This is a genomic window from Psychrobacter sp. NPDC078501, from assembly GCF_044900935.1.
In the GTDB taxonomy this organism is placed as follows: domain Bacteria; phylum Pseudomonadota; class Gammaproteobacteria; order Pseudomonadales; family Moraxellaceae; genus Psychrobacter.
This window is the reverse complement of record NZ_JBJDOS010000001.1, coordinates 691,317-710,379: the sequence shown is the minus strand read 5'-3', so window position 1 is coordinate 710,379 and position 19,063 is coordinate 691,317. Positions and strand designations below refer to the sequence as shown.

Below are 19,063 nucleotides of genomic sequence, written 5' to 3'. Positions count from 1 at the left end.
CGAAAGGTTAAGGTAGCCAAGAACAGAGTTAGGTATAGAAAAGAAATGCTTACTAAAAATCAATAAAACGGAGATTATAAGAAAACAAGATAGGGTAGTAGAATCTGGATTTATAGCGTTTAAATGTATAAATCAGTAAGAGAAGAGATGGATAACTTGTTAATAAGAAAAATAATATAAGGTGGTGACAAGCGGTTCAATCTTAGCGCATAGCAAATAAACGCTTACCTGCAAGCTCTAGTGCTGCTTGTAATAATAATTCCCATGCTGGCTGGCGAACAAGTCCTTTGATAGCTTGGTCACAGCGGTAAAGCAGGGCAGGCCATTCGCTCGTTTGTTGTTTTGACTGACGACGGCAGGCTTGTTGGTATAACCCTTGTTTACTACGCCAAATGCCTAATGCTTGAGGGTCTTGACCGTCCATAAGTTGAATGATTTGACGCATGTCTTTGCTGATAGCCCAAAGCACTAAAGTAGTGGGCTCATCGGTCGACTTTAGCTGAAACATGATTTTGGCAACCTGCGTACTATTGCCCGCGAGCATCGCATCAGACAAATCAAACACACTAAACTGCGCATCGCTGACCAACGCTGCTTGTAGGTCTGCAATATCCAATGCCACATTATTCACAGGTTGTGAAAAGCTATTAGATTGTTCGGTACTGTTGTCAGTAGCACTATCTTCACTAGTACTGTTATTAGCAACTAGCTGCGGTGCAAACAGATAAGACAGTCGCCATAAGGTTTGGTAAGCACTTAGCAAATGATGCTCAGTGTGTGACATGAGTAGCTGCCATGCTTCTTGAGACAGTCGTAAGCCAAACTTCTGAGCTTGTATTTGTAGTAGCTGTTGGCGCTGCTGCTCATTGTATAAATTGCAATCAATGACATTGCCATATTGCGCAAAAGGAGCAAACCATTTGCTGCTCTGGCTGCGTTTGTCTTGCTTAGGTGTGAGCCACAACACACTATGACCATGTGTGCCAGCTTGTGCCTCGACTGCAAAACGTTCCAGCTCGGCGATAACCGCTTTGTCAGGTTTATGGTTACCCGTCACGATTAAGGCACTGGCGTCATCAAATAAAGACTGGCTGCCAAGCTCAGACAGTACTTCTTGCCAACTCTTGACAGAAATCAGCTCTATACGTTTGATTGCATAGTTCTGCGCGCGCCAGTGTGGACGCAGCGCATCTATCAACCATTGACTCAGTAGTGGCTCGTCACCGTGCGCCAGCCACAAGCCAGCTACCGCAACGGAAGGCTGCAGTAGTTTTGGATAGGCCTTTATGAAAGTATCTTGCATAGCGTGGTGTTACACAGGTTGATGAGCAGGTAATACCAATTCCAAAAATACGATCAGCAGTGTTAAGCTAGCCGAGTTTACTAGTACTTACGCTCGCTTAGTTTGCTACTCATACTTCTAGAAATGGTATCGTTTGATAATCAGAACGACTAACTATTCCGGTTGTGGTACGACGACAACGGTTGGTGTCACACCTTTATTCATCTGTATAGACTGCTTGGCAGCAGGTGCGACTTTAGGAAGCGAGATTGCGACATATTGGTCAGTGATACGGCGGGCTAAAGTATCATAGAGCCAATCGCGAGTCTGATCGCCTTGCTGATCGTCAGTACTAACAGATGCTTCGTTGTACTGATAGCTTCGCTCGACTTGGATGGGGTTGCTCAGTGTCACAGGCTTGCCATTTTCCATCGTTTGATAGCTGACATCTGCTGATAGTACTAAGCGAATCTCTGTTAATACGCCAACCAATTCGTAACGCTTGAAACGTACATTACGGATATCGATAGCGGCAATAGACTCAGCCCCTGCTTGTTGGTTATTACGAGCAACTTCTTCTGAGCGCATATTACCAATAACATCGATACCTAACGTTTTTAGGCGACGCGTCAATGGTAGTTTCAGCGGGAAGGAGGTGCGATTGTCTTCGATAATGACCGCTGTTTTTTCGACGTCAAGCAGCATCGCTGAGTCGTAGCCACGCAGCTGAAAGCCGCAGCCGCTAAGAGCCGCCGCTGCACCTACCACCGCAAACATTGGCAGCGTGGCAAGTAATACTGCTCCGAGCTTTTGGCCATGGGACTTTTTGTTAGCTAGACTGTGTGCGCTTAATTCTGGTTGCGCCTGCTCAGCTCGATGCTTGTATGACATAAACGCTATCCTCATATGATAAGAAGGCTTAGAGCACTAAGCCTAAAATACTTAGCTCAAGATACCTCAGCCTACAACCACGATGTTAACCAATTTGTTAGGAACGACGATTTCTTTTTTGATCTCGCCCGTGATGAATTTTGCCACACTTTCCATGGTACGAGCTTGCTCTTTTAGCTGCTCAGGATCGCTGTTTGGTGCGACATCCATCTTACCACGCATCTTACCATTGACCTGTACCACCATGGTGATCATGTCCTGTACCAGCGCACTTTCATCCACGGTTGGGTAGTCCAACGTTAAGGTATCAAGACCCAATTGCTCAAGCAGATGCTCGCCAACGTGCGGCGCATAGACAGACAGCATAATCAGCAGATTGGTCAGGGCTTCGTGTTTGACGTGCAGCTCTTGCTCATTACTCGCGTTAAAGCCAGTCAGCTCATTAGCAAGTTCCATCAGGCTTGATACAGGTGTGTTCAGTGCCAAACGGTCACCTAAGTCACTGTCAATCTTAGCAATCGTTTCGTGCGTTTTACGACGTAAGTTTTTGGCTTCTTTGCTCAACCCGTTTGTGTTCAAGATGGCACTGTTCAGCGTATCAATATTGATATTGGCGGCCGTTAGCGCTTGCATATGATCGGTTGCAATGCGCCATACTTTTTTAACAAAGTTATAAGGGCCTTTTAGCGCGTCGTCTGACCATTCAAGTGTTTGATCTGCAGGCGCAGTAAATAGCGTATATAGACGAACCGTATCAGCACCATATTTATCAATGGTTAGCTGTGGATCTACGCCATTGTTTTTTGACTTAGACATTTTTTCGATTTTACCAATCGTTACTGGCTGACCATCAGATTTTAAGATTGCTTTGATGGGTTGACCACGTTCGTTGAAGTCAATATCGATATCTTCTGCAAAATAGTAAGTCGTACTGCCATCCGCATTGACGCGGTAGAACGTACCAGCAAGCACCATGCCTTGGGTCATTAGATTGGCAAATGGCTCATCACCTGTGACTAAGTTTTCGTCACGCATCAGCTTATGGAAGAAACGCGCATACAATAGATGCATCACCGCATGCTCGACACCGCCGACGTATTGATCGACTGGCAACCATTTATTGGCAGCAGACTTGTTGACCATGTTTTGTGCATCATTTGGGCTAGCAAAACGTGCATAGTACCAGCTAGATTCTACAAAGGTATCAAAGGTATCGGTCTCACGCTCAGCAGGGTTGCCACATTTAGGACAAGTGGTATTGACAAACTCTGGTATATTCTTAAGTGGGTTACCGCGACCATCAGGTACGACGTCAGTTGGCAACACAACTGGTAAGTCTTGCTCTTCAACAGGTACCGTACCGCAATGCTCACAGTTGATCATTGGGATCGGGCAGCCCCAATAGCGCTGGCGAGAGACACCCCAATCACGTAGACGATATTGAATTTTTTTCTTAGCCAGCTCTTTTGGCTCAAGTTTGGCTAGCATTGCTTCAAACGCTTGCTCAAAATCTAGACCATCAAACTCACCTGAGTTAACCAAAGTGTTGCGCTCAGTATAAGCAAGATTTACTTCACTATCGTTTGCTTTGGCATCTGCTTTTAGTTCATCAAAGTAACCTTCAGGGGTATTGATGACCTGTTTGATTGGTAGGTCGTACTTAACCGCAAACTCATAATCACGCTCATCGTGAGCAGGTACTGCCATGACTGCGCCTGAGCCGTAGCTCATTAGCACATAGTTGGCAACCCACACTGGAACTTCTTCACCAGTTAAAGGATGCGTCACAGTGAGGCCTGTATCCATACCGATTTTTTCAGCTTTGGCCAAATCAGCTTCAGCTACTGAGCCTTTTTTACATAATGCACAGAATTGAGCGATTGCGTCATCTTGCTCAGAGGCATACTGTGCAAGTGGATGCTCTGCGGCAACAGCAACATAAGTCACACCCATCAAGGTATCAGGACGAGTGGTGAACACATCTAAGGTGTTTTCTTCACCAGCAAGCTCATAAGGGAAGTGGACTTCCATACCGGCACTACGACCAATCCAGTTGCGCTGCATGGTTAGTACTTCAGACGGCCAGTGACCTTCTAGCTGATCCAAATCATCCAATAGCTCATCAGCATAGTCAGTGATGTTGAAGTAGTACATAGGGATGTCGCGCTTTTCGACGGCAGCTCCACTACGCCAGCCTTTGCCATCGATGACCTGCTCGTTTGCTAAAACAGTGTTGTCAACAGGATCCCAGTTGACCGTCGATAGCTTTTTGTAGACCAAGCCTTTTTTGTACAATTGCAAGAATAACCACTGCTCCCACTGATAATACTCAGGGCTACAAGTGGCAAATTCACGTGACCAATCAATAGACAGGCCTAGCAATTTAAGCTGTGCACGCATGCTGTCAATGTTGGCAAATGTCCATGCCGCAGGTGGCGTCTGGTTAGCAATCGCTGCGTTTTCTGCTGGCAAACCAAAACCATCCCAACCCATTGGCTGCATGACTTCATAGCCTTTTAGGCGATAATAACGGCTCAATACGTCAGAAATCGTATAGTTACGGACGTGGCCCATATGCAGCTTACCACTTGGATAAGGGAACATCGACAGCATGTAACGACTTGGCTTGTCGCTTGGCTCATTGCTTACTTCAAAGCGCTTGTCAGTTGCCCATTTGGTCTGCTGCGCGGCTTCTATCGCTTGTGGGTTATAATAGTTGTTTTCTGTTTGGTCTGCTGTCACGGCGTTGCTCATAGTCGGCTCGAAATTGGTTGATACTGATTTATTTAATACGGATTTGTTTAATACTGATCAAAATAGGTGGAATTTGACAATGCCATAGCATAGCGTAATTTGGCGAAAATTGCGACGATATGATGCAGTTGCTTACTAGGTTTGACGATTAAAAGTAATGCATTCTCTATATCTAGTCAGCCTTAGGTATAATAGACAAGTTAATGAATATTTATGAGGATTTATCATGACCATCACCATTTACGGTATCAAATCTTGTAGCACGATGAAAAAAGCGTTTACTAAGCTAAACGATCTAGATGTCAGCTACGATTTTCACGATTATAAAAAACAAGGTATCGATAAAGAAACAGTACAGTGCTGGGTAAATGAGCTAGGTATCGAAAAAGTGCTTAATAAGCGTGGTACGACATGGCGCAAGCTAGACGACAGTCAAAAGCAAGCAGCTGACGCTAGTGTAGACAGCGCGATAGATTTACTCGTGGAAAATACCAGTATGATTAAACGCCCAATTGTAGAAGGTCAGTTGGCAGATGACGATCAAGCAGTATTACTATGCGGCTTCGATGAGTCTGAGTTTGATAAAGTTTTTTCGTAAAATTGAGCTATAAAAATTAAGCCAGTCTCATTTGTTAAATATAAAAATGTACAAAAAAGCCCGAGCGTTTATATTAACTCGGGCTTTTCTACATTTAGCATTGCTACATGTTGCTAGCTCAATGAGGAGTCTATCTCACGACTAATGAGCGTACCAACCCCTTCGTTGGTAAAAATCTCAAGTAAGGTCGCATGAGGGACACGGCCATCAACGATTACCGCACTTTTGACGCCGCTACGTACCGCATCAAGCGCACATTGAATTTTAGGAATCATGCCGCCTGAGATAGTGCCATCTTCGATTAAGCTATCAACCTTCTTTGGCGTGAGCCCAGTTACCACTTCGCCATCACGGCCCAATACGCCTTTGATATTGGTTAATAACATCAGTTTCTCTGCTTGTAAAAACTCTGCCACTTTACCTGCGACCAAATCCGCATTAATGTTATAGGTATTGCCTTCAGCGTCAACGCCAAGTGGCGCGATTACAGGGATAAAATCAGAGGCAATTAGCATGTTAATCACGTCTTTATTGACGCTGACCACATCACCGACGAATCCTAAATCAACTGGTACAGCGATACCGTCTGCGCCAATTTTTTCCATCATCAGTTTTTTCGCTTGAATCAAGTTGGCATCTTTACCTGTAAGACCAATCGCGCGACCGCCATGTTTGTTAATCAGGCTAACAATCGATTTGTTGACGCTACCGCCCAAAACCATCTCTACGATATCCATGGTGCTTTTGTCAGTGACTCGCATCCCATCGATACGGTCTGATTGACGTCCGAGCTCTTTTAGGAGGTTGTCAACTTGCGGGCCACCACCATGTACGACTACTGGATGCATACCGACTGTCTTTAACAAAACGATATCGCGAGCAAATGAGCTCTCAAGATCAGGGTCGGTCATGGCGTTGCCGCCGTATTTTACGACGATGAGTTTATCAACAAAACGCTGGATATAAGGCAGAGCAGTGGTCAATACTTCAGCGGTGTTTTTGGCATCATCTAAATTAAGCGTCATTACAAACTCCTAAGGGCCGGGTTTAAATTGGTTGTTTTTCTATTATGTCTAATGAGACAGCTATATGTCTTATGAGGCTACTCCGCAGGAATAGCAAGAATCTGTTCAGCTAGCGCTGCGTTAAATGGTCGGCATAAAGTGGCAAATGTCGCCTGAATACTTTTTAGGTCATCTACACTGTCACCTGCAAAGCGCGCGGTCAGGCTATTGCTGGTATTTGATTGACGCAGTACGCCAAAACCATGCGCAAAATCCAAACGCACACCATCGATACAGCTTAACTTGGTCCCTACAGGTAATAATTCATGCGTCTGTTTTAATGCTACTTGCGACTTCGCAGTAGCGCAAGTACACGCTGATGACTTGCATATTGTGGCGGGCAGGCAAGTATCTTTTAACTGCTGACTAGATGAAGAATCAGTATGAGTAGACATATCTACTAGATACTGCAAGTAATGACAAAATCTCGTTAGTTGCTCTACAAGTGAGCAGTCGGTAGTAGCGGTCTGCGGCATTGGCAAGTAATGGTCAGCAGTACTGACTATAGTGGGCAAGCTTTGGATGATATCTGATAGTGGTTTTTTATCATTAGTATCATCATGAGTTTGGTCAAGCCAATGCAGCAATCGTAATGCAGCGTACATCGCATCATCGTAAGAAATAAAGCGGCTGTCATTAAAGATGAAATGCCCTGATAATTCACCAGCGAAGACAATCTGATTGTCAGGATGCTGTACCTGCTGGCGCATAAAGCTGCTGCCAGTCTTGCTAATCACAGGTGTAGTACCAAGCTCAGATAATAGTCTTGGTAAATGATGGGCGCATTTAATATCGAAAAGAACTTCAGATGCTAATAAAGAGTCGCTAAGAGAGTTAGGATGTTCAGTAATAGCAATACGTGCCAATAAATAGAGCAAATGATCGGGCGTAACTATCTTGCCGTTGTTATCAACGACCATTAAACGATCGCCATCGCCATCAAAAGCCAAGCCTATATCTGCTGCGTGCAAAACAACGGCTCGCTGCAATTCGTTTAGGCGGTTTGGTTCGGTAGGGTCTGGATTACCAAGGGGGAAATTACCATCTGGTGTATCATTGAGAAAAATAACATGTCGGCAAAAACGTTCAAACAAGCGTTGAGCAATACGCCCAGTTGCGCCATGCATACAGTCAATGACTATGACCAAATCAAGCTTATGAGTATTTCTCTGGCTGGCCTCAGTTAACGAGTGATTGTGCTGAAATAATTGTTCAAATACCTGCTCAATAGCATCAATATAAACGTTTGCTACTTGATGAGTAGGTAGTTGCTCAAGCAAATCAATTGATAATTTTGAGTCGTAGTTATTATCAATGCTTTCAATGTTTTCTGAATGCAAGACAGAATTTTTAGCTTGATTATCGGGATAGGTGTGATGACCATGATTGGCGGTGAGTTGATGATAGAGCGTCTGTATCTCTGAGCTACTAGGGGACTTGTTATTTACTAACCATTTGATGCCTAATATGTCTTTAGCAGAGTGGCTCGCTGTTACGACAATGCCATGACCTTGATATTGCATTGCCCAAAATGCCATCATTGGCGTGGTAATCAGACCTAACTGGATTACGCGTAAACCATGTTGAGCTAGTACAGTAGAGAGTGTATGTGCAATGGCTTCACTACCAATGCGCATATCATAACCGATAACGACAACATTCTGCTTAGTCTCAACAGAGGTACTAGCATTGATATTTCGAGACGGTTGGCTATCTTGGACATTGTAGAGAGTGGCAAAAGCATCGCCTAACGCTTGTATAAAACTGCTAGTAAAATACTGGTTGATACCACGAATATCATAAGCACGGAATAAGGATTGCTGCGCCGCAAAAGGTGGCATTGCTTACTCTCCTTATAACCGTGATAGGTGTTCAATGATAAATAAAAAATGAATAGCGCAAGGTTTTAGATATAGCTTAAGCAAAATTCTAATCGCTATCTAAAAAATTACTAGCAGGTTTGACCGTCAAAATAGCTACTATTGACGACCTGAATGTCCAAACCCGCCTGCACCACGTACGCTTTCATCACTGAATTCTGCAACCACTTCAAACTCAGGACGCGCAACAGGTACCACGATGTACTGTGCCATACGCTCAGCTGGATTAAGAATAAAGTCCTCGCTACTACGGTTCCAAATACTAACCATCAGCTCGCCTTGATAATCGGCATCGATTAACCCAACCAAGTTACCCAAGACGATACCGTGCTTATGGCCAAGACCTGAACGCGGTAAAATCATACCTGCATAATTAGGGTCTTGAATATAAACCGCAAGGCCTGTACCTATTAAATGGGTTTCACCTGCTTTAATCGTTAATGGCTCATCGATGCAAGCACGCAAATCAATACCTGCACTGCCATCGGTTGCACGAGTTGGTAGAGAAAACGCTTCGTCTTCAGTAATTTTAGGGTTTACCACTTTAACTTGTACAGCTTGCATAACACACTCACTTAACGATTTGATGGTTTTTTAAATTAGTACTTTGAACTAGGGTTTTAAACAAATAACAATTCTATATTTTAATTATTCAGTAATTCAGCAAAAAACTAAAGTATGAATACGCTGGCCAATCCTAAAAAGGACATAAAGCCGACGATATCCGTGACGGTCGTTAAGATAACCGAAGCAGATAGAGCAGGGTCGATATTCATTCGTTTTAGCATCAGCGGTATGCTGATCCCCGAGACATTAGCCGCAGTCATGTTGATTGCAATGGCAAAACCAATGACGGCACTGATCTTAATATCATGAAACCATAACTGAGCAATAAACGCCATAATTATTGCCCAGATGATACCGTTGATTGCGCCCACCCACAGCTCTTTATTCAACAGCCAGACACGGTTAGAACCACCGATCTGACCCATCGCCATACCGCGGATAACAACCGTCAGCGTCTGCGAGCCAGCAATACCGCCCATACTGGCGACTACTGGCATCAATATCGCTAGCGCCACGACTTGTGCCAATACTTCTTCAAACTGTCCAATCACAGCTGCGGCCAATAGGGCAGTACATAAATTGATACCTAGCCAGACGCTACGGCTTTTGGCGCTGGTTAGGATAGGGGCAAACAGCTCTTCATCTTGGCTAACACCAGCGAGATTTTTCATGGTGCTGTCGACATCATCTTGGATAATTTCCATGATGTCTTCACCGTTTAGTTGACCAACCAGCTCGCCATGGCTATTGATTACCGGCGCAAAACGGATGTCCTCTGAACGAAAAATCGCAGCAGCATCTTGAATATCCAAACGATCATTAATTGTAATGGCAGTGTCAATCAGATCCGAGACCAAGGTATTTTGTTTATGCTTGATTAAATCTACTAGACTCAGTAGTCCCAGTAATTGCTGGCTTTGATCGACAACGAGTAGCTCTTGGCTCTCGTCATCGAGCAGGTCATCGTTTTCACGCAGCCACTCTTGCACATCAGCCAAATAGATATCATCCCTTATCTGGATAATATCGGGATCCATATAGCTACCTACTTCCCAGTCAGCATAGGTATCAAGCTTATTGACTTGAACCCGCGTCTCTTCGTCTAGCGTTGCCATGACTGAGGTACGTACGCTCTCAGTAACAGTGTCCAAAATCTCAGATATATCTTGCGCATCAAGATCTTGGGTAAACAAGGAGATTTCTTGAGAAGAAATGTTCTCCATCAATGGCTGGCGCGTATCGACATCTAGCTCGGCAAGTACCTCACCTTTGATGTGCTCTGGCACCTGCGCCCAAATCAACAGACGGTTTTGAGTTGGGAAGGACTCTAGTAGGTTGGCAATCTCATATTCGGACTGTTTTTCCAAAAACTCTGTAATGGCCTCGTATGCTTTATCAGCAACCAAACCCTGCAGATATAGAAGCTTATATTCGGCACTATATTCAGCCGAATTATAATCTCCTGACAGCATGGCAGTTCGTTCCTGATTGGGCGTCGGGGTAGGCATAAGTGTTCCAAGTTTTTACAGTCAATTTTTTACAGTATATAAAGAACAATAACAATGACGATTATAACAATCGCCTTTTGCGCAGTCTAAAGCGTATTCTCGCAAGCAGTTTACTTAGGTGTTTATTACTTAGGTGCTTAAATGTTTTGAGTAAGATCAACGCTTACCCAGTAACGCTCGAATGTTGGCCAGATATTCATCAGCAACAGCTTCTGGGTCTTTGGTCGCTTTTTTCTTTTTCGCTTTGGCAGGCCAATCAATATGATCCTCAGGCAACTCATCCAAAAATCTTGATTCTGAGGTAACGCGCATTTGACCACCGGCACGGCGCTGGGTCGCGAGCGTCAATGTCAGCTCACGGCGTGCACGAGTAATGCCCACGTACATCAGACGGCGCTCTTCTTCGACTGTCTCACTCATGATAGAGTTGCGATGCGGCAGCATCTCCTCCTCAAGCCCCATGATATAAACAAAATCAAACTCCAAACCCTTTGCCGCATGCAAGGTCATCAAGTTAACTTTGTTAGTGTTCTCTTCTTCTTGCTGCTGCTCAAGCATATCAAGCAAAACCAGTTTACGAATGATGGTATCAATCGTCCGATCTTCGTCTTCTTCAGCACGATTAATCAAGGACTGAATACTGGTGTAGAGCATATCGATATTATCGATACGGTTTTTTTCTTGTTGCGGTGTTTTAGCATCACTACGGACAAAGTCAATATAACCTGTCTCATCAATCATCTGGCGTACGATAGGTACAGGGTCTGGGTGTTGATCTAGTTCACGCGTATAGTGTTCAATGAATTCACCAAACTCTTTTATCGTACCATAAGCCTTTGACGGCAATACATGAGTCAGGCCAGCGTGGGTACAAGAGGCCAATAGCGATATGCTGTGCTCTTGGGCAAATAAGCCGAGTTTTTCTAGCGTGGCGGGTCCCATACCGCGCTTAGGCGTATTGATAATACGCAAAAATGCGCTGTCATCTTCGGGGTTCAAAATCAGGCGCAAATACCCCATGATGTCTTTGATTTCACTACGCGCAAAGAATGACTGACCACCCGATAACTTATAAGGCACTTGCAACTGGCGTAACTGTGCCTCTAGCATACGTGCTTGAAAGTTACTACGGTACAGAACCGCATACTGTTCCCACTCATTACCGAAACGCAGTTTATGCGTGACGATTTCTTTGGCCACGCGCTCCGATTCATCATCGTCATTACGGCAGTTAATGATGCGGATTTTTTCGCCTTGACCTTTATCTGACCACAGTTTTTTCTCAAATAAATGCTCGTTATTTAGAATAACGGCGTTGGCAGAGGTCAAGATACGTGTGGTTGAGCGGTAATTTTGCTCAAGCATAACGATTTTTAGTTTTGGAAAATCTTCCTTTAGCAGCGCCATGTTTTCAGGCTTTGCCCCGCGCCATGCATAGATAGATTGGTCATCATCACCTACCACGGTAAAACGACCTTGCGGGCCAACCAGATATTTAATCATTTCATACTGGGCGGTATTGGTATCTTGATACTCATCGACCAATAGATAGCGAATACGGTTTTGCCACTTGTCACGCAGTTCTCTATTTTCACGTAATATCTTGGTTGGCAAGACAATCAAGTCATCAAAATCGACGGCATTATAAGCACGTAAGTTACGCTCATAAAGCGCATATAGCGTCGCAAAAATCATGTCTTCTGGATCGTCTAGCGTTTCCATCGCCTTATCAGGCTCAACTAAGTCATTTTTCCAATCAGAAATCATTTTGATGGCTTTACCGACCAACTCGCGGCTTTCAGCGCCACTTAAGTTATCGCGCATCATCAGCTCCATCAGCAAGCGCTTACTGTCGTCGCTGTCCATGATAGAAAAGTTGCCTTTTAGCGGAGTATGAATCAGCTCATAGCGCAAAAACTGTAGACCAAATTGGTGAAATGTCGACACCGTCAGCCCGCGCATTTTTTCGCTTGGTAGCAGTTTGCTTACCCGTGCTTTCATCTCACGTGCCGCTTTATTGGTAAAGGTCACAGCGGTGATACGCTCAGCTGGCATGTCACACTCTTGGATTAGGTAAGCAATCTTACGCGTAATCACAGAGGTTTTGCCGGAGCCAGCCCCTGCAAGGACAAGTAATGGACCAGATACGTAGAGCATGGCCTCGGATTGTTTGGGATTGAGTTGACTCATAACGTGACCTGTAAGACAAAAGCAAAAAAGAGGGTAGCGCTGATATGAAAAAGATAGATAAACGCAGCGCGCATCATCAAAATTCGTATCGTTGCGATATTTTAATAATCTTTATTATAAGAATAATAGAATTTAAGGTTTGATGATGGCATATCATAAAAATCTGGTGGGTCATTATAAAGCAAAAATGCTCACTTTGGGGGAGGACTTGGGTGATGAAAGTGGGGTTTTCGGACACTTGATTTTTGACAAATAGCGTGGCAGTGTTTGCTCATAGCCAAAAGTACGGATTTGGGGTTAATATAAGGTAAGGTCTATATCATAATTCACAGTAAAAAAAACACATTTTTTTTACACAGAAAGTGACCGTTCAATACAGTTAAAAACTAGCTTTTAGGCACTGATATGCGTATAGTACGTAAATAATTTATGCCAGTTGTCACGTCATTGTTGACCACGTGTAATGAGCTATTAAATCAATTAAGTAAGCAGTCAGATATGATATTGATTTAATACGTTGATCTTACGTTGTTAGAAGATGCGTTGGGCGACCAGCCTTTATCCGCGCGCATACCGGAATCTCTACAGTTGGTCACGTCTGACATCGTCGTCAATAAGCTTGATAATTGGTTGTTACCAGCAAAATACCTAACATGTGACTCAATGACAGTTACTTAAACACAGTGACAGTTACTGAAGTGCAGTGACAATTACTTAAATAAAGTCACTTTTTAAATAAAGTCACTTTGTGTTTTCGTCTGCGTTATACCTGTCGCAACATGGCCTGAGTGGGTCAGTGCTTGCGCTGTGTCTAACACTCGATTGGGTGAGGAGCACGTATTATCATGTCTGCTTTTAATTGGTCAGCCATTGCTTTTATCTTAGCCGCCATTGGGCTAGTTGTCTTTATGCTGGTCGTACCGCGCTTACTTGGCGGTCGCTCTCAAGGCTCACAAAAGGAAGAAGTGTTTGAAGCGGGTGTTGTCGGATCTGGCAACGCCCGTATTCGTTTGTCTGCCAAATTTTATTTGGTCGCAATCTTCTTTGTGATTTTTGATTTAGAGGCGCTATATCTCTACGCTTATGCTGTGTCAGTACGCGAGGCAGGTTGGCTTGGCTTTGCCGCTGCTGGCACGTTTATCACTATTCTGATTATCGGTTTGATTTATGAGCTGAGCTTGGGTGCGATGAACTGGGCACCTGCTGACAAGTTACGCAAAAAAGTACGCTTATATGCGGCGCCTGCAGGCTTTAATTTGGCAGACATCACCAAGTTTGATGGCGCTCATGAGCTAATGGTCGATCCGACAGGTAAAGTGCCAGCGCAGTCATCCGGTCAAATCAATGTCTCAAACAATATTGAGACCAATCGTCGTCATCTACAAAACATCGATCATATTAATACCACGGGTAACGTTACTTCTGTGGATTTTGCGACGTCTGCTCAGCAGGACAAAACTGAACGTTAATAACAGTTGATGCTCAGCTTATAGCGTTTGCAAAAACGAGCAGCAAAGCATGAAGGCATCAGTTCTGTTTGTATTAATGATCGGTGATGATTAGCCACTTATTTATCATAAAAGTTATGGTGACAGCGCGAGCAAGATGATTGCCACGCCAAGCCTAATATAAAGGTTGTATGTTATGAAATACACATTAACAAAAGCCAACCCCGATGCAGATACCTATCCTGCACAGACCAGTCAAACGGTCAATGATCCTATCGAAGATGAAGTGAATAAAAACGTCTTTATGGGTCGTCTCGAAGACCTCGTTCATTCAACAGCAAACTGGGGGCGTAAGAACTCACTGTGGCCATTTAACTTTGGTACCTCTTGCTGTTATGTTGAATACGCTACTACCTTAACCGCCGTTCATGATTTGTCACGTTTTGGGGCAGAGGTTATCCGTGCCTCGCCTCGTCAGGCGGATGTCATGATCGTCGCTGGTACTTGCTTCGTTAAGATGGCCCCTGTCATCCAGCGCCTATATGAGCAAATGCTTGAGCCAAAATGGGTTATCTCTATGGGTGCCTGTGCCAACTCGGGCGGCATGTATGATATTTATTCTGTCGTACAAGGCGTCGATAAGATTATCCCTGTTGATGTGTATGTACCAGGTTGTCCGCCGCGTCCAGAAGCGCTTATTCAGGGTTTGATGTTGTTGCAAGAATCTATCACTAAAGAGCGTCGTCCGCTGGGTATCCATGTCAATGAGCAGGGGATCTATCAGCCGCAAATGACGCCTGAGCGTGACCGCAAGCAAGCAGATCGTATCGCTGTCAAAAACTTGCGCAGCCCAGACAGTATTTAAGTTTCAAATGGCATTTAGACTTGTAGCAACAGTTTCAATATTTTATGCGCTTATCATAGTTCGGTTATGATTAACATAGCTCAGTTATGGTTGACATAGTTCGGTTATGACTAACATAGTTCAGTTATGATTAATGAAGGAATACATCATTCATGGTCACGGTAGTCGAAAACATAGATCCTAAGATCAAGCCCGTCCCAGCAGTCATCACAGAGCTGGAGCAAAAGTATGCTGGTAAATTTGTCGTGCAGCAGACTGTGGATGAGATTCCAACGGTTTGGGTGGCGCGTGCTGATTTATTAGACGTTCTCTTATTCTTGCGCAAACTGCCTAAACCTTACGTCATGCTATTTGACTTGTCAGCGATAGATGAGCGTTTGCGCCAGCATCGCGCGGGTTTGCCTGACAGTGACTTTACGGTGTTTTATCACTTGATGTCGCTTGAGCGCAATAGTGATGTACGTATCAAGGTTGCGCTAAGCGAAGACGATGTCAATGTACCGAGCGCCACCAATATTTGGCCAAATGCCAACTGGTATGAGCGTGAAGTATGGGACATGTTCGGTATTGTCTTTACTGGACATCCGCATTTGACCCGTATTTTATTACCGAAATATTGGGAAGGTCATCCACTGCGTAAAGAGTACCATGCGCGCGCGACTGAATTTACCCCGTACTTCTTGAATACTGCTAAGCAACAATACGAGCAAGAAAACCTGCGTTTCGTCCCAGAAGAGTGGGGCATGAAGCGTTCAGGTCGTGACGAAGACTTTATGTTCTTGAACATCGGTCCTAACCATCCATCTGCTCACGGTGCCTTCCGTTTGGTATTACAGCTTGATGGTGAAGAAGTCGTCGATTGTATTCCTGATATCGGCTATCACCATCGCGGCGCAGAAAAAATGGCTGAGCGCCAAACATGGCACTCATTTATTCCCTATACCGACCGTATTGATTATCTCGGCGGTGTGATGAATGAGCTGCCGTACATCATGTCGGTCGAAAAGCTTGCTGGAATTACGATTCCACCACGTGCTGAAACCATCCGCGTGATGATGAGTGAGTTTTTCCGTATTACCAATAACTTACTATTCGTCGGTACGTTCATTCAGGATGCGGGTGGTATGACACCTGTATTCTATATGTTTACCGATCGCCAAAAAGCCTATGACGTCATCGAAGCCGTGACTGGCTATCGTATGCATCCCGCTTGGTTCCGTATCGGCGGTACTGCTGCTGATCTGCCACGTGGCTGGCAGCGTTTGGTGCGTGAGTTCTTAGATTGGATGCCAAAACGCTTGGACGAATATGTCAAAGCAGCATTGCAAAACAGCGTGCTCAAAGGCCGTACTCAAGGGGTTGCTCAATACAATGCTAAGCAAGCATTGGCTTGGGGCGTGACTGGCGCTGGTCTGCGCGCGACAGGCGTTGACTTTGATTTGCGTAAAGCGCGTCCATACATGGGCTATGAGAATTACGATTTTGAAGTGCCAGTTGGTTACAACGGTGATGCTTATGATCGCTGTATGGTCAAAGTCGAAGAGATGCGTCAGTCATTGCGTATTATCCGTCAATGTATGGACAATATGCCACAAGGCCCTTATAAAGCGGATCATCCACTGGCCGTACCACCGCCGAAAGACCGTACATTGAATGATATCGAAACGCTTATTAATCACTTTATTTCAGTATCTTGGGGTCCTGTGATGCCAGCGGGCGAATGTACGACGATCGTTGAGGCGACTAAAGGTCTGAACAGTTATTACATCACCTCAGACAAGGCCACGATGAGCTATCGTACCCGTATTCGTACGCCGACATTTGCGCATTTGCAGCAGATGCCATCGGTCATCAATGGCTCGCTGGTTTCTGATGCCATTATGTATCTGGCATCGATCGATATCGTGATGGCGGACTGTGATCGTTAGGACCGCCGCTTCAAAAGTATTTGTTCATCAATATATTATTGCCTGATGGCACACTAAAATGCTGTTACCTTTCAATATATTTACAGTTGTAATCAGACTGATATTGTTTAGTGATAGAGCAGGATGAGTGAGGAAAGATAGAAGATTATGAAAATTGTTTCCGACAAAATGCCAAAAGTAGATGTGGAAAGCATTCTCACTAGTGATGAAATTGCTGCCATTCATGAGTTTATGCACCATTACCCACAGGCGCGTGCCGCCTCGCTAGATGCGCTAAAAATCGTGCAAAAGCGTAACGGCTGGGTCGATGATGCGCAAGCAAATGCCATTGCCAATATCCTAGATATCCCGATGTCAGATATGGATGGGGTTGCGACTTTCTTTAACCGTATTTATCGCCAACCTGTCGGTCGCCATGTGATTCTCATATGCGACTCTGTGGCGTGTTATTTGACAGGTTATGAGGCGCTATCAGCTGAGATCAGATCACAGCTGGGTATTGAGTATGGTCAGACAACTGCTGATGGACGTTTTACGCTATTGCCAATTTGCTGCTTGGGCAACTGTGATAAGGGACCAGCGGTACTGATTGATGAAGACACTTACGGCCCTGTCCAGCCATCTGAGGTCGCGCAATTATTGGAGCTATACGCATGAGTTTAACGATTTCAGAGCAAATTGCTCGTCGCGGTCAAGGCCAAGCGCCAAGCCAGCTAAATGCACAGCGTGTTCCAATCTATGGTGATAAAGCGACCGCCACTAGCGAAACCAAGCCATTGACGTGGCGTTTAGCCCATCATGATGCGGTGCTTGATTTAGCCACTTATGAGTCTCTAAAAGGCTTCGCTGGTCTAAAAGAAGCGCTATCTAAATCGCCTAAAGACGTCGGCAATATGATTAAAGCAGCCAACGTCAGAGGTCGTGGCGGTGCAGGTTTTAACGCCGGTCTTAAATGGTCATTTATGTCACCACCAGACGGCTTGCCACGCTACCTCATCTGTAATGCTGATGAAATGGAGCCGGGTACCTTTAAAGACCGTCTATTGATGGAGCGTCTGCCGTTTCAGTTGATTGAAGGCATGCTCATTACTGCGCACGCTATCGGCGCGACTGACGGCTATATCTTTATCCGCGGTGAATATATATTGGCTGCTGAGCGTTTGGTTGCGGCTATTGAAGAATGTCTGGCCAATAATCTAATGGGCGACAATATTCTTGGCTCAGACTTTAGCTTCAATCTGCATGTGCATACTGGCGCTGGGCGTTATATCTGCGGTGAAGAAACCGCATTGATTAACAGCTTAGAAGGTCGCCGTGCTAACCCACGTACCAAACCCCCTTTCCCGCAAATCTCTGGTGCATGGGGCAGACCAACGGTTGTCAATAACGTTGAGACCTTATGCAATATGCCAGCCATCTTGAATCACGGCGTAGAGTGGTATCAATCACTATCCGAGATTAAAGGTAAAAGTAAAACGCCAGGCACCAAACTGTTTGGTTGCTCAGGATTGGTCAATGACCCAGGTCTGTGGGAATTGCCATTTGGTTATACGGCTCGCGAGATTATCGAAGAGTTGGCTGGCGGCATGAAAGAAGGTAAGACGTTAAAAGCATGGCTACCTGGCGGTGCATCGACTGACTTTTTGACTGCCAATCACTTAGATGTGGTCATGGATTTCGACACCATTCAAGAAGCCGGTAGCCGTATGGGTACTGGGTTGATTATGGTCGTTGACGAAGCACAGGACATGGTGCCACTGCTGCGCAACCTTGAGATTTTCTTTCAACGCGAATCTTGCGGATTCTGTACCCCGTGCCGTGATGGATTGCCTTGGGGCGTTAAACTGCTTACCGCCATCAATGATGGTGAAGGGCAAGTCGGCGATGTGGAAAAACTAGAGGGTCTGACGCGTGACTTATGGATTGGTAAAACATTCTGTGCGCATGCTCCGGGTGCGATGGAACCACTGATGAGTGCGATTAAATATTTCCGTCCAGAGTTTGATCAAAAAATCGCGCAGGCGGTTGGTGTAGATGTCATTGATGCTGCAGCCAATCAACAGCCAGAAGTGAAATAAGGAGAGCGGC

14 protein-coding genes are annotated in these 19,063 nt (G+C 44.9%); 6 read left to right on the top strand and 8 right to left on the bottom strand.

The window, feature by feature from the left end; all coding sequences use genetic code 11:
* Window positions 1-202: 202 nt before the first annotated feature.
* The 3 genes from holA to leuS form a co-directional block, all read right to left on the bottom strand.
* Entirely contained in the window at window positions 203-1,303 is a 1,101-nt protein-coding gene (holA, locus tag ACI2IW_RS02930; protein ID WP_404692580.1) for a DNA polymerase III subunit delta, read from the bottom strand.
* A 153-nt stretch (window positions 1,304-1,456) separates the two neighbouring features.
* Window positions 1,457-2,173: a hypothetical protein gene (locus ACI2IW_RS02925; protein ID WP_404692579.1), complete on the bottom strand. Its 717-nt coding sequence runs from the start codon at window positions 2,171-2,173 to the stop codon at window positions 1,457-1,459.
* A gap of 66 nt (window positions 2,174-2,239) precedes the next feature.
* A complete protein-coding gene (gene leuS, locus ACI2IW_RS02920) occupies window positions 2,240-4,927 on the bottom strand; it encodes a leucine--tRNA ligase (protein WP_404692578.1) in 2,688 nt (895 codons plus the stop codon).
* Between the two features lie 226 nt (window positions 4,928-5,153).
* Between leuS and ACI2IW_RS02915 the strand changes: the two genes are divergently transcribed.
* Window positions 5,154-5,525 (top strand): Spx/MgsR family RNA polymerase-binding regulatory protein, encoded by a 372-nt coding sequence (locus tag ACI2IW_RS02915; protein ID WP_404692577.1) that lies wholly within the window; start codon window positions 5,154-5,156, stop codon window positions 5,523-5,525.
* 113 nt (window positions 5,526-5,638) lie between these two features.
* On the opposite strand, the gene argB is transcribed toward ACI2IW_RS02915, so the two are convergent.
* From argB to ACI2IW_RS02890, 5 genes are all read right to left on the bottom strand, one after another.
* Entirely contained in the window at window positions 5,639-6,550 is a 912-nt protein-coding gene (argB, locus tag ACI2IW_RS02910; protein ID WP_404692576.1) for an acetylglutamate kinase, read from the bottom strand.
* A gap of 77 nt (window positions 6,551-6,627) precedes the next feature.
* On the bottom strand, window positions 6,628-8,430 hold the full coding sequence (locus tag ACI2IW_RS02905) for a phosphomannomutase/phosphoglucomutase (RefSeq protein ID WP_404692575.1): 1,803 nt from the start codon (window positions 8,428-8,430) through the stop codon (window positions 6,628-6,630).
* Between the two features lie 138 nt (window positions 8,431-8,568).
* On the bottom strand, window positions 8,569-9,033 hold the full coding sequence (gene dut, locus ACI2IW_RS02900) for a dUTP diphosphatase (protein WP_371546940.1): 465 nt from the start codon (window positions 9,031-9,033) through the stop codon (window positions 8,569-8,571).
* 107 nt (window positions 9,034-9,140) lie between these two features.
* Window positions 9,141-10,544, bottom strand: a complete 1,404-nt coding sequence (gene mgtE, locus ACI2IW_RS02895) for a magnesium transporter (protein WP_404692574.1) — start codon at window positions 10,542-10,544, stop codon at window positions 9,141-9,143.
* Window positions 10,545-10,700: 156 nt separating this feature from the next.
* Window positions 10,701-12,734 carry a UvrD-helicase domain-containing protein gene (locus ACI2IW_RS02890; RefSeq protein WP_201547616.1) on the bottom strand — a complete coding sequence of 678 codons (2,034 nt, stop codon included), beginning with the start codon at window positions 12,732-12,734 and terminating at the stop codon, window positions 10,701-10,703.
* 845 nt (window positions 12,735-13,579) lie between these two features.
* Here ACI2IW_RS02890 and ndhC point away from each other — a divergent pair.
* The 5 genes from ndhC (at window position 13,580) to nuoF (ending at window position 19,053) form a co-directional block, all read left to right on the top strand.
* Window positions 13,580-14,203, top strand: coding sequence for an NADH-quinone oxidoreductase subunit A (gene ndhC / locus ACI2IW_RS02885; RefSeq protein ID WP_347161684.1), 624 nt, complete (start codon window positions 13,580-13,582; stop codon window positions 14,201-14,203).
* 175 nt (window positions 14,204-14,378) lie between these two features.
* Entirely contained in the window at window positions 14,379-15,047 is a 669-nt protein-coding gene (locus ACI2IW_RS02880) for an NADH-quinone oxidoreductase subunit B family protein (RefSeq protein ID WP_101206265.1), read from the top strand.
* A 152-nt stretch (window positions 15,048-15,199) separates the two neighbouring features.
* On the top strand, window positions 15,200-16,975 hold the full coding sequence (gene nuoC, locus ACI2IW_RS02875) for an NADH-quinone oxidoreductase subunit C/D (RefSeq protein ID WP_404692573.1): 1,776 nt from the start codon (window positions 15,200-15,202) through the stop codon (window positions 16,973-16,975).
* Window positions 16,976-17,122: 147 nt separating this feature from the next.
* Entirely contained in the window at window positions 17,123-17,632 is a 510-nt protein-coding gene (gene nuoE / locus ACI2IW_RS02870; protein ID WP_057758927.1) for an NADH-quinone oxidoreductase subunit NuoE, read from the top strand.
* On the top strand, window positions 17,629-19,053 hold the full coding sequence (gene nuoF / locus ACI2IW_RS02865) for an NADH-quinone oxidoreductase subunit NuoF (protein WP_404692572.1): 1,425 nt from the start codon (window positions 17,629-17,631) through the stop codon (window positions 19,051-19,053). The genes nuoE and nuoF overlap by 4 nt, the downstream gene beginning before the upstream one ends.
* The last annotated feature ends 10 nt before the right edge of the window (window positions 19,054-19,063 follow it).

Bases quoted from the DNA above. Each gene is read 5' to 3' on its own strand.
- ACI2IW_RS02925 (WP_404692579.1), bottom strand. From the start codon at position 2,173: ATGTCATACAAGCATCGAGCTGAGCAGGCGCAACCAGAATTAAGCGCA.
- argB (WP_404692576.1), bottom strand. From the start codon at position 6,550: ATGACGCTTAATTTAGATGATGCCAAAAACACCGCTGAAGTATTGACC.
- nuoC (WP_404692573.1), top strand. From the start codon at position 15,200: ATGGTCACGGTAGTCGAAAACATAGATCCTAAGATCAAGCCCGTCCCA.
- dut (WP_371546940.1), bottom strand. From the start codon at position 9,033: ATGCAAGCTGTACAAGTTAAAGTGGTAAACCCTAAAATTACTGAAGAC.
- mgtE (WP_404692574.1), bottom strand. From the start codon at position 10,544: ATGCCTACCCCGACGCCCAATCAGGAACGAACTGCCATGCTGTCAGGA.
- nuoF (WP_404692572.1), top strand. From the start codon at position 17,629: ATGAGTTTAACGATTTCAGAGCAAATTGCTCGTCGCGGTCAAGGCCAA.
- ACI2IW_RS02915 (WP_404692577.1), top strand. From the start codon at position 5,154: ATGACCATCACCATTTACGGTATCAAATCTTGTAGCACGATGAAAAAA.
- ACI2IW_RS02905 (WP_404692575.1), bottom strand. From the start codon at position 8,430: ATGCCACCTTTTGCGGCGCAGCAATCCTTATTCCGTGCTTATGATATT.
- nuoE (WP_057758927.1), top strand. From the start codon at position 17,123: ATGAAAATTGTTTCCGACAAAATGCCAAAAGTAGATGTGGAAAGCATT.
- ACI2IW_RS02880 (WP_101206265.1), top strand. From the start codon at position 14,379: ATGAAATACACATTAACAAAAGCCAACCCCGATGCAGATACCTATCCT.
- ACI2IW_RS02890 (WP_201547616.1), bottom strand. From the start codon at position 12,734: ATGAGTCAACTCAATCCCAAACAATCCGAGGCCATGCTCTACGTATCT.
- holA (WP_404692580.1), bottom strand. From the start codon at position 1,303: ATGCAAGATACTTTCATAAAGGCCTATCCAAAACTACTGCAGCCTTCC.
- leuS (WP_404692578.1), bottom strand. From the start codon at position 4,927: ATGAGCAACGCCGTGACAGCAGACCAAACAGAAAACAACTATTATAAC.
- ndhC (WP_347161684.1), top strand. From the start codon at position 13,580: ATGTCTGCTTTTAATTGGTCAGCCATTGCTTTTATCTTAGCCGCCATT.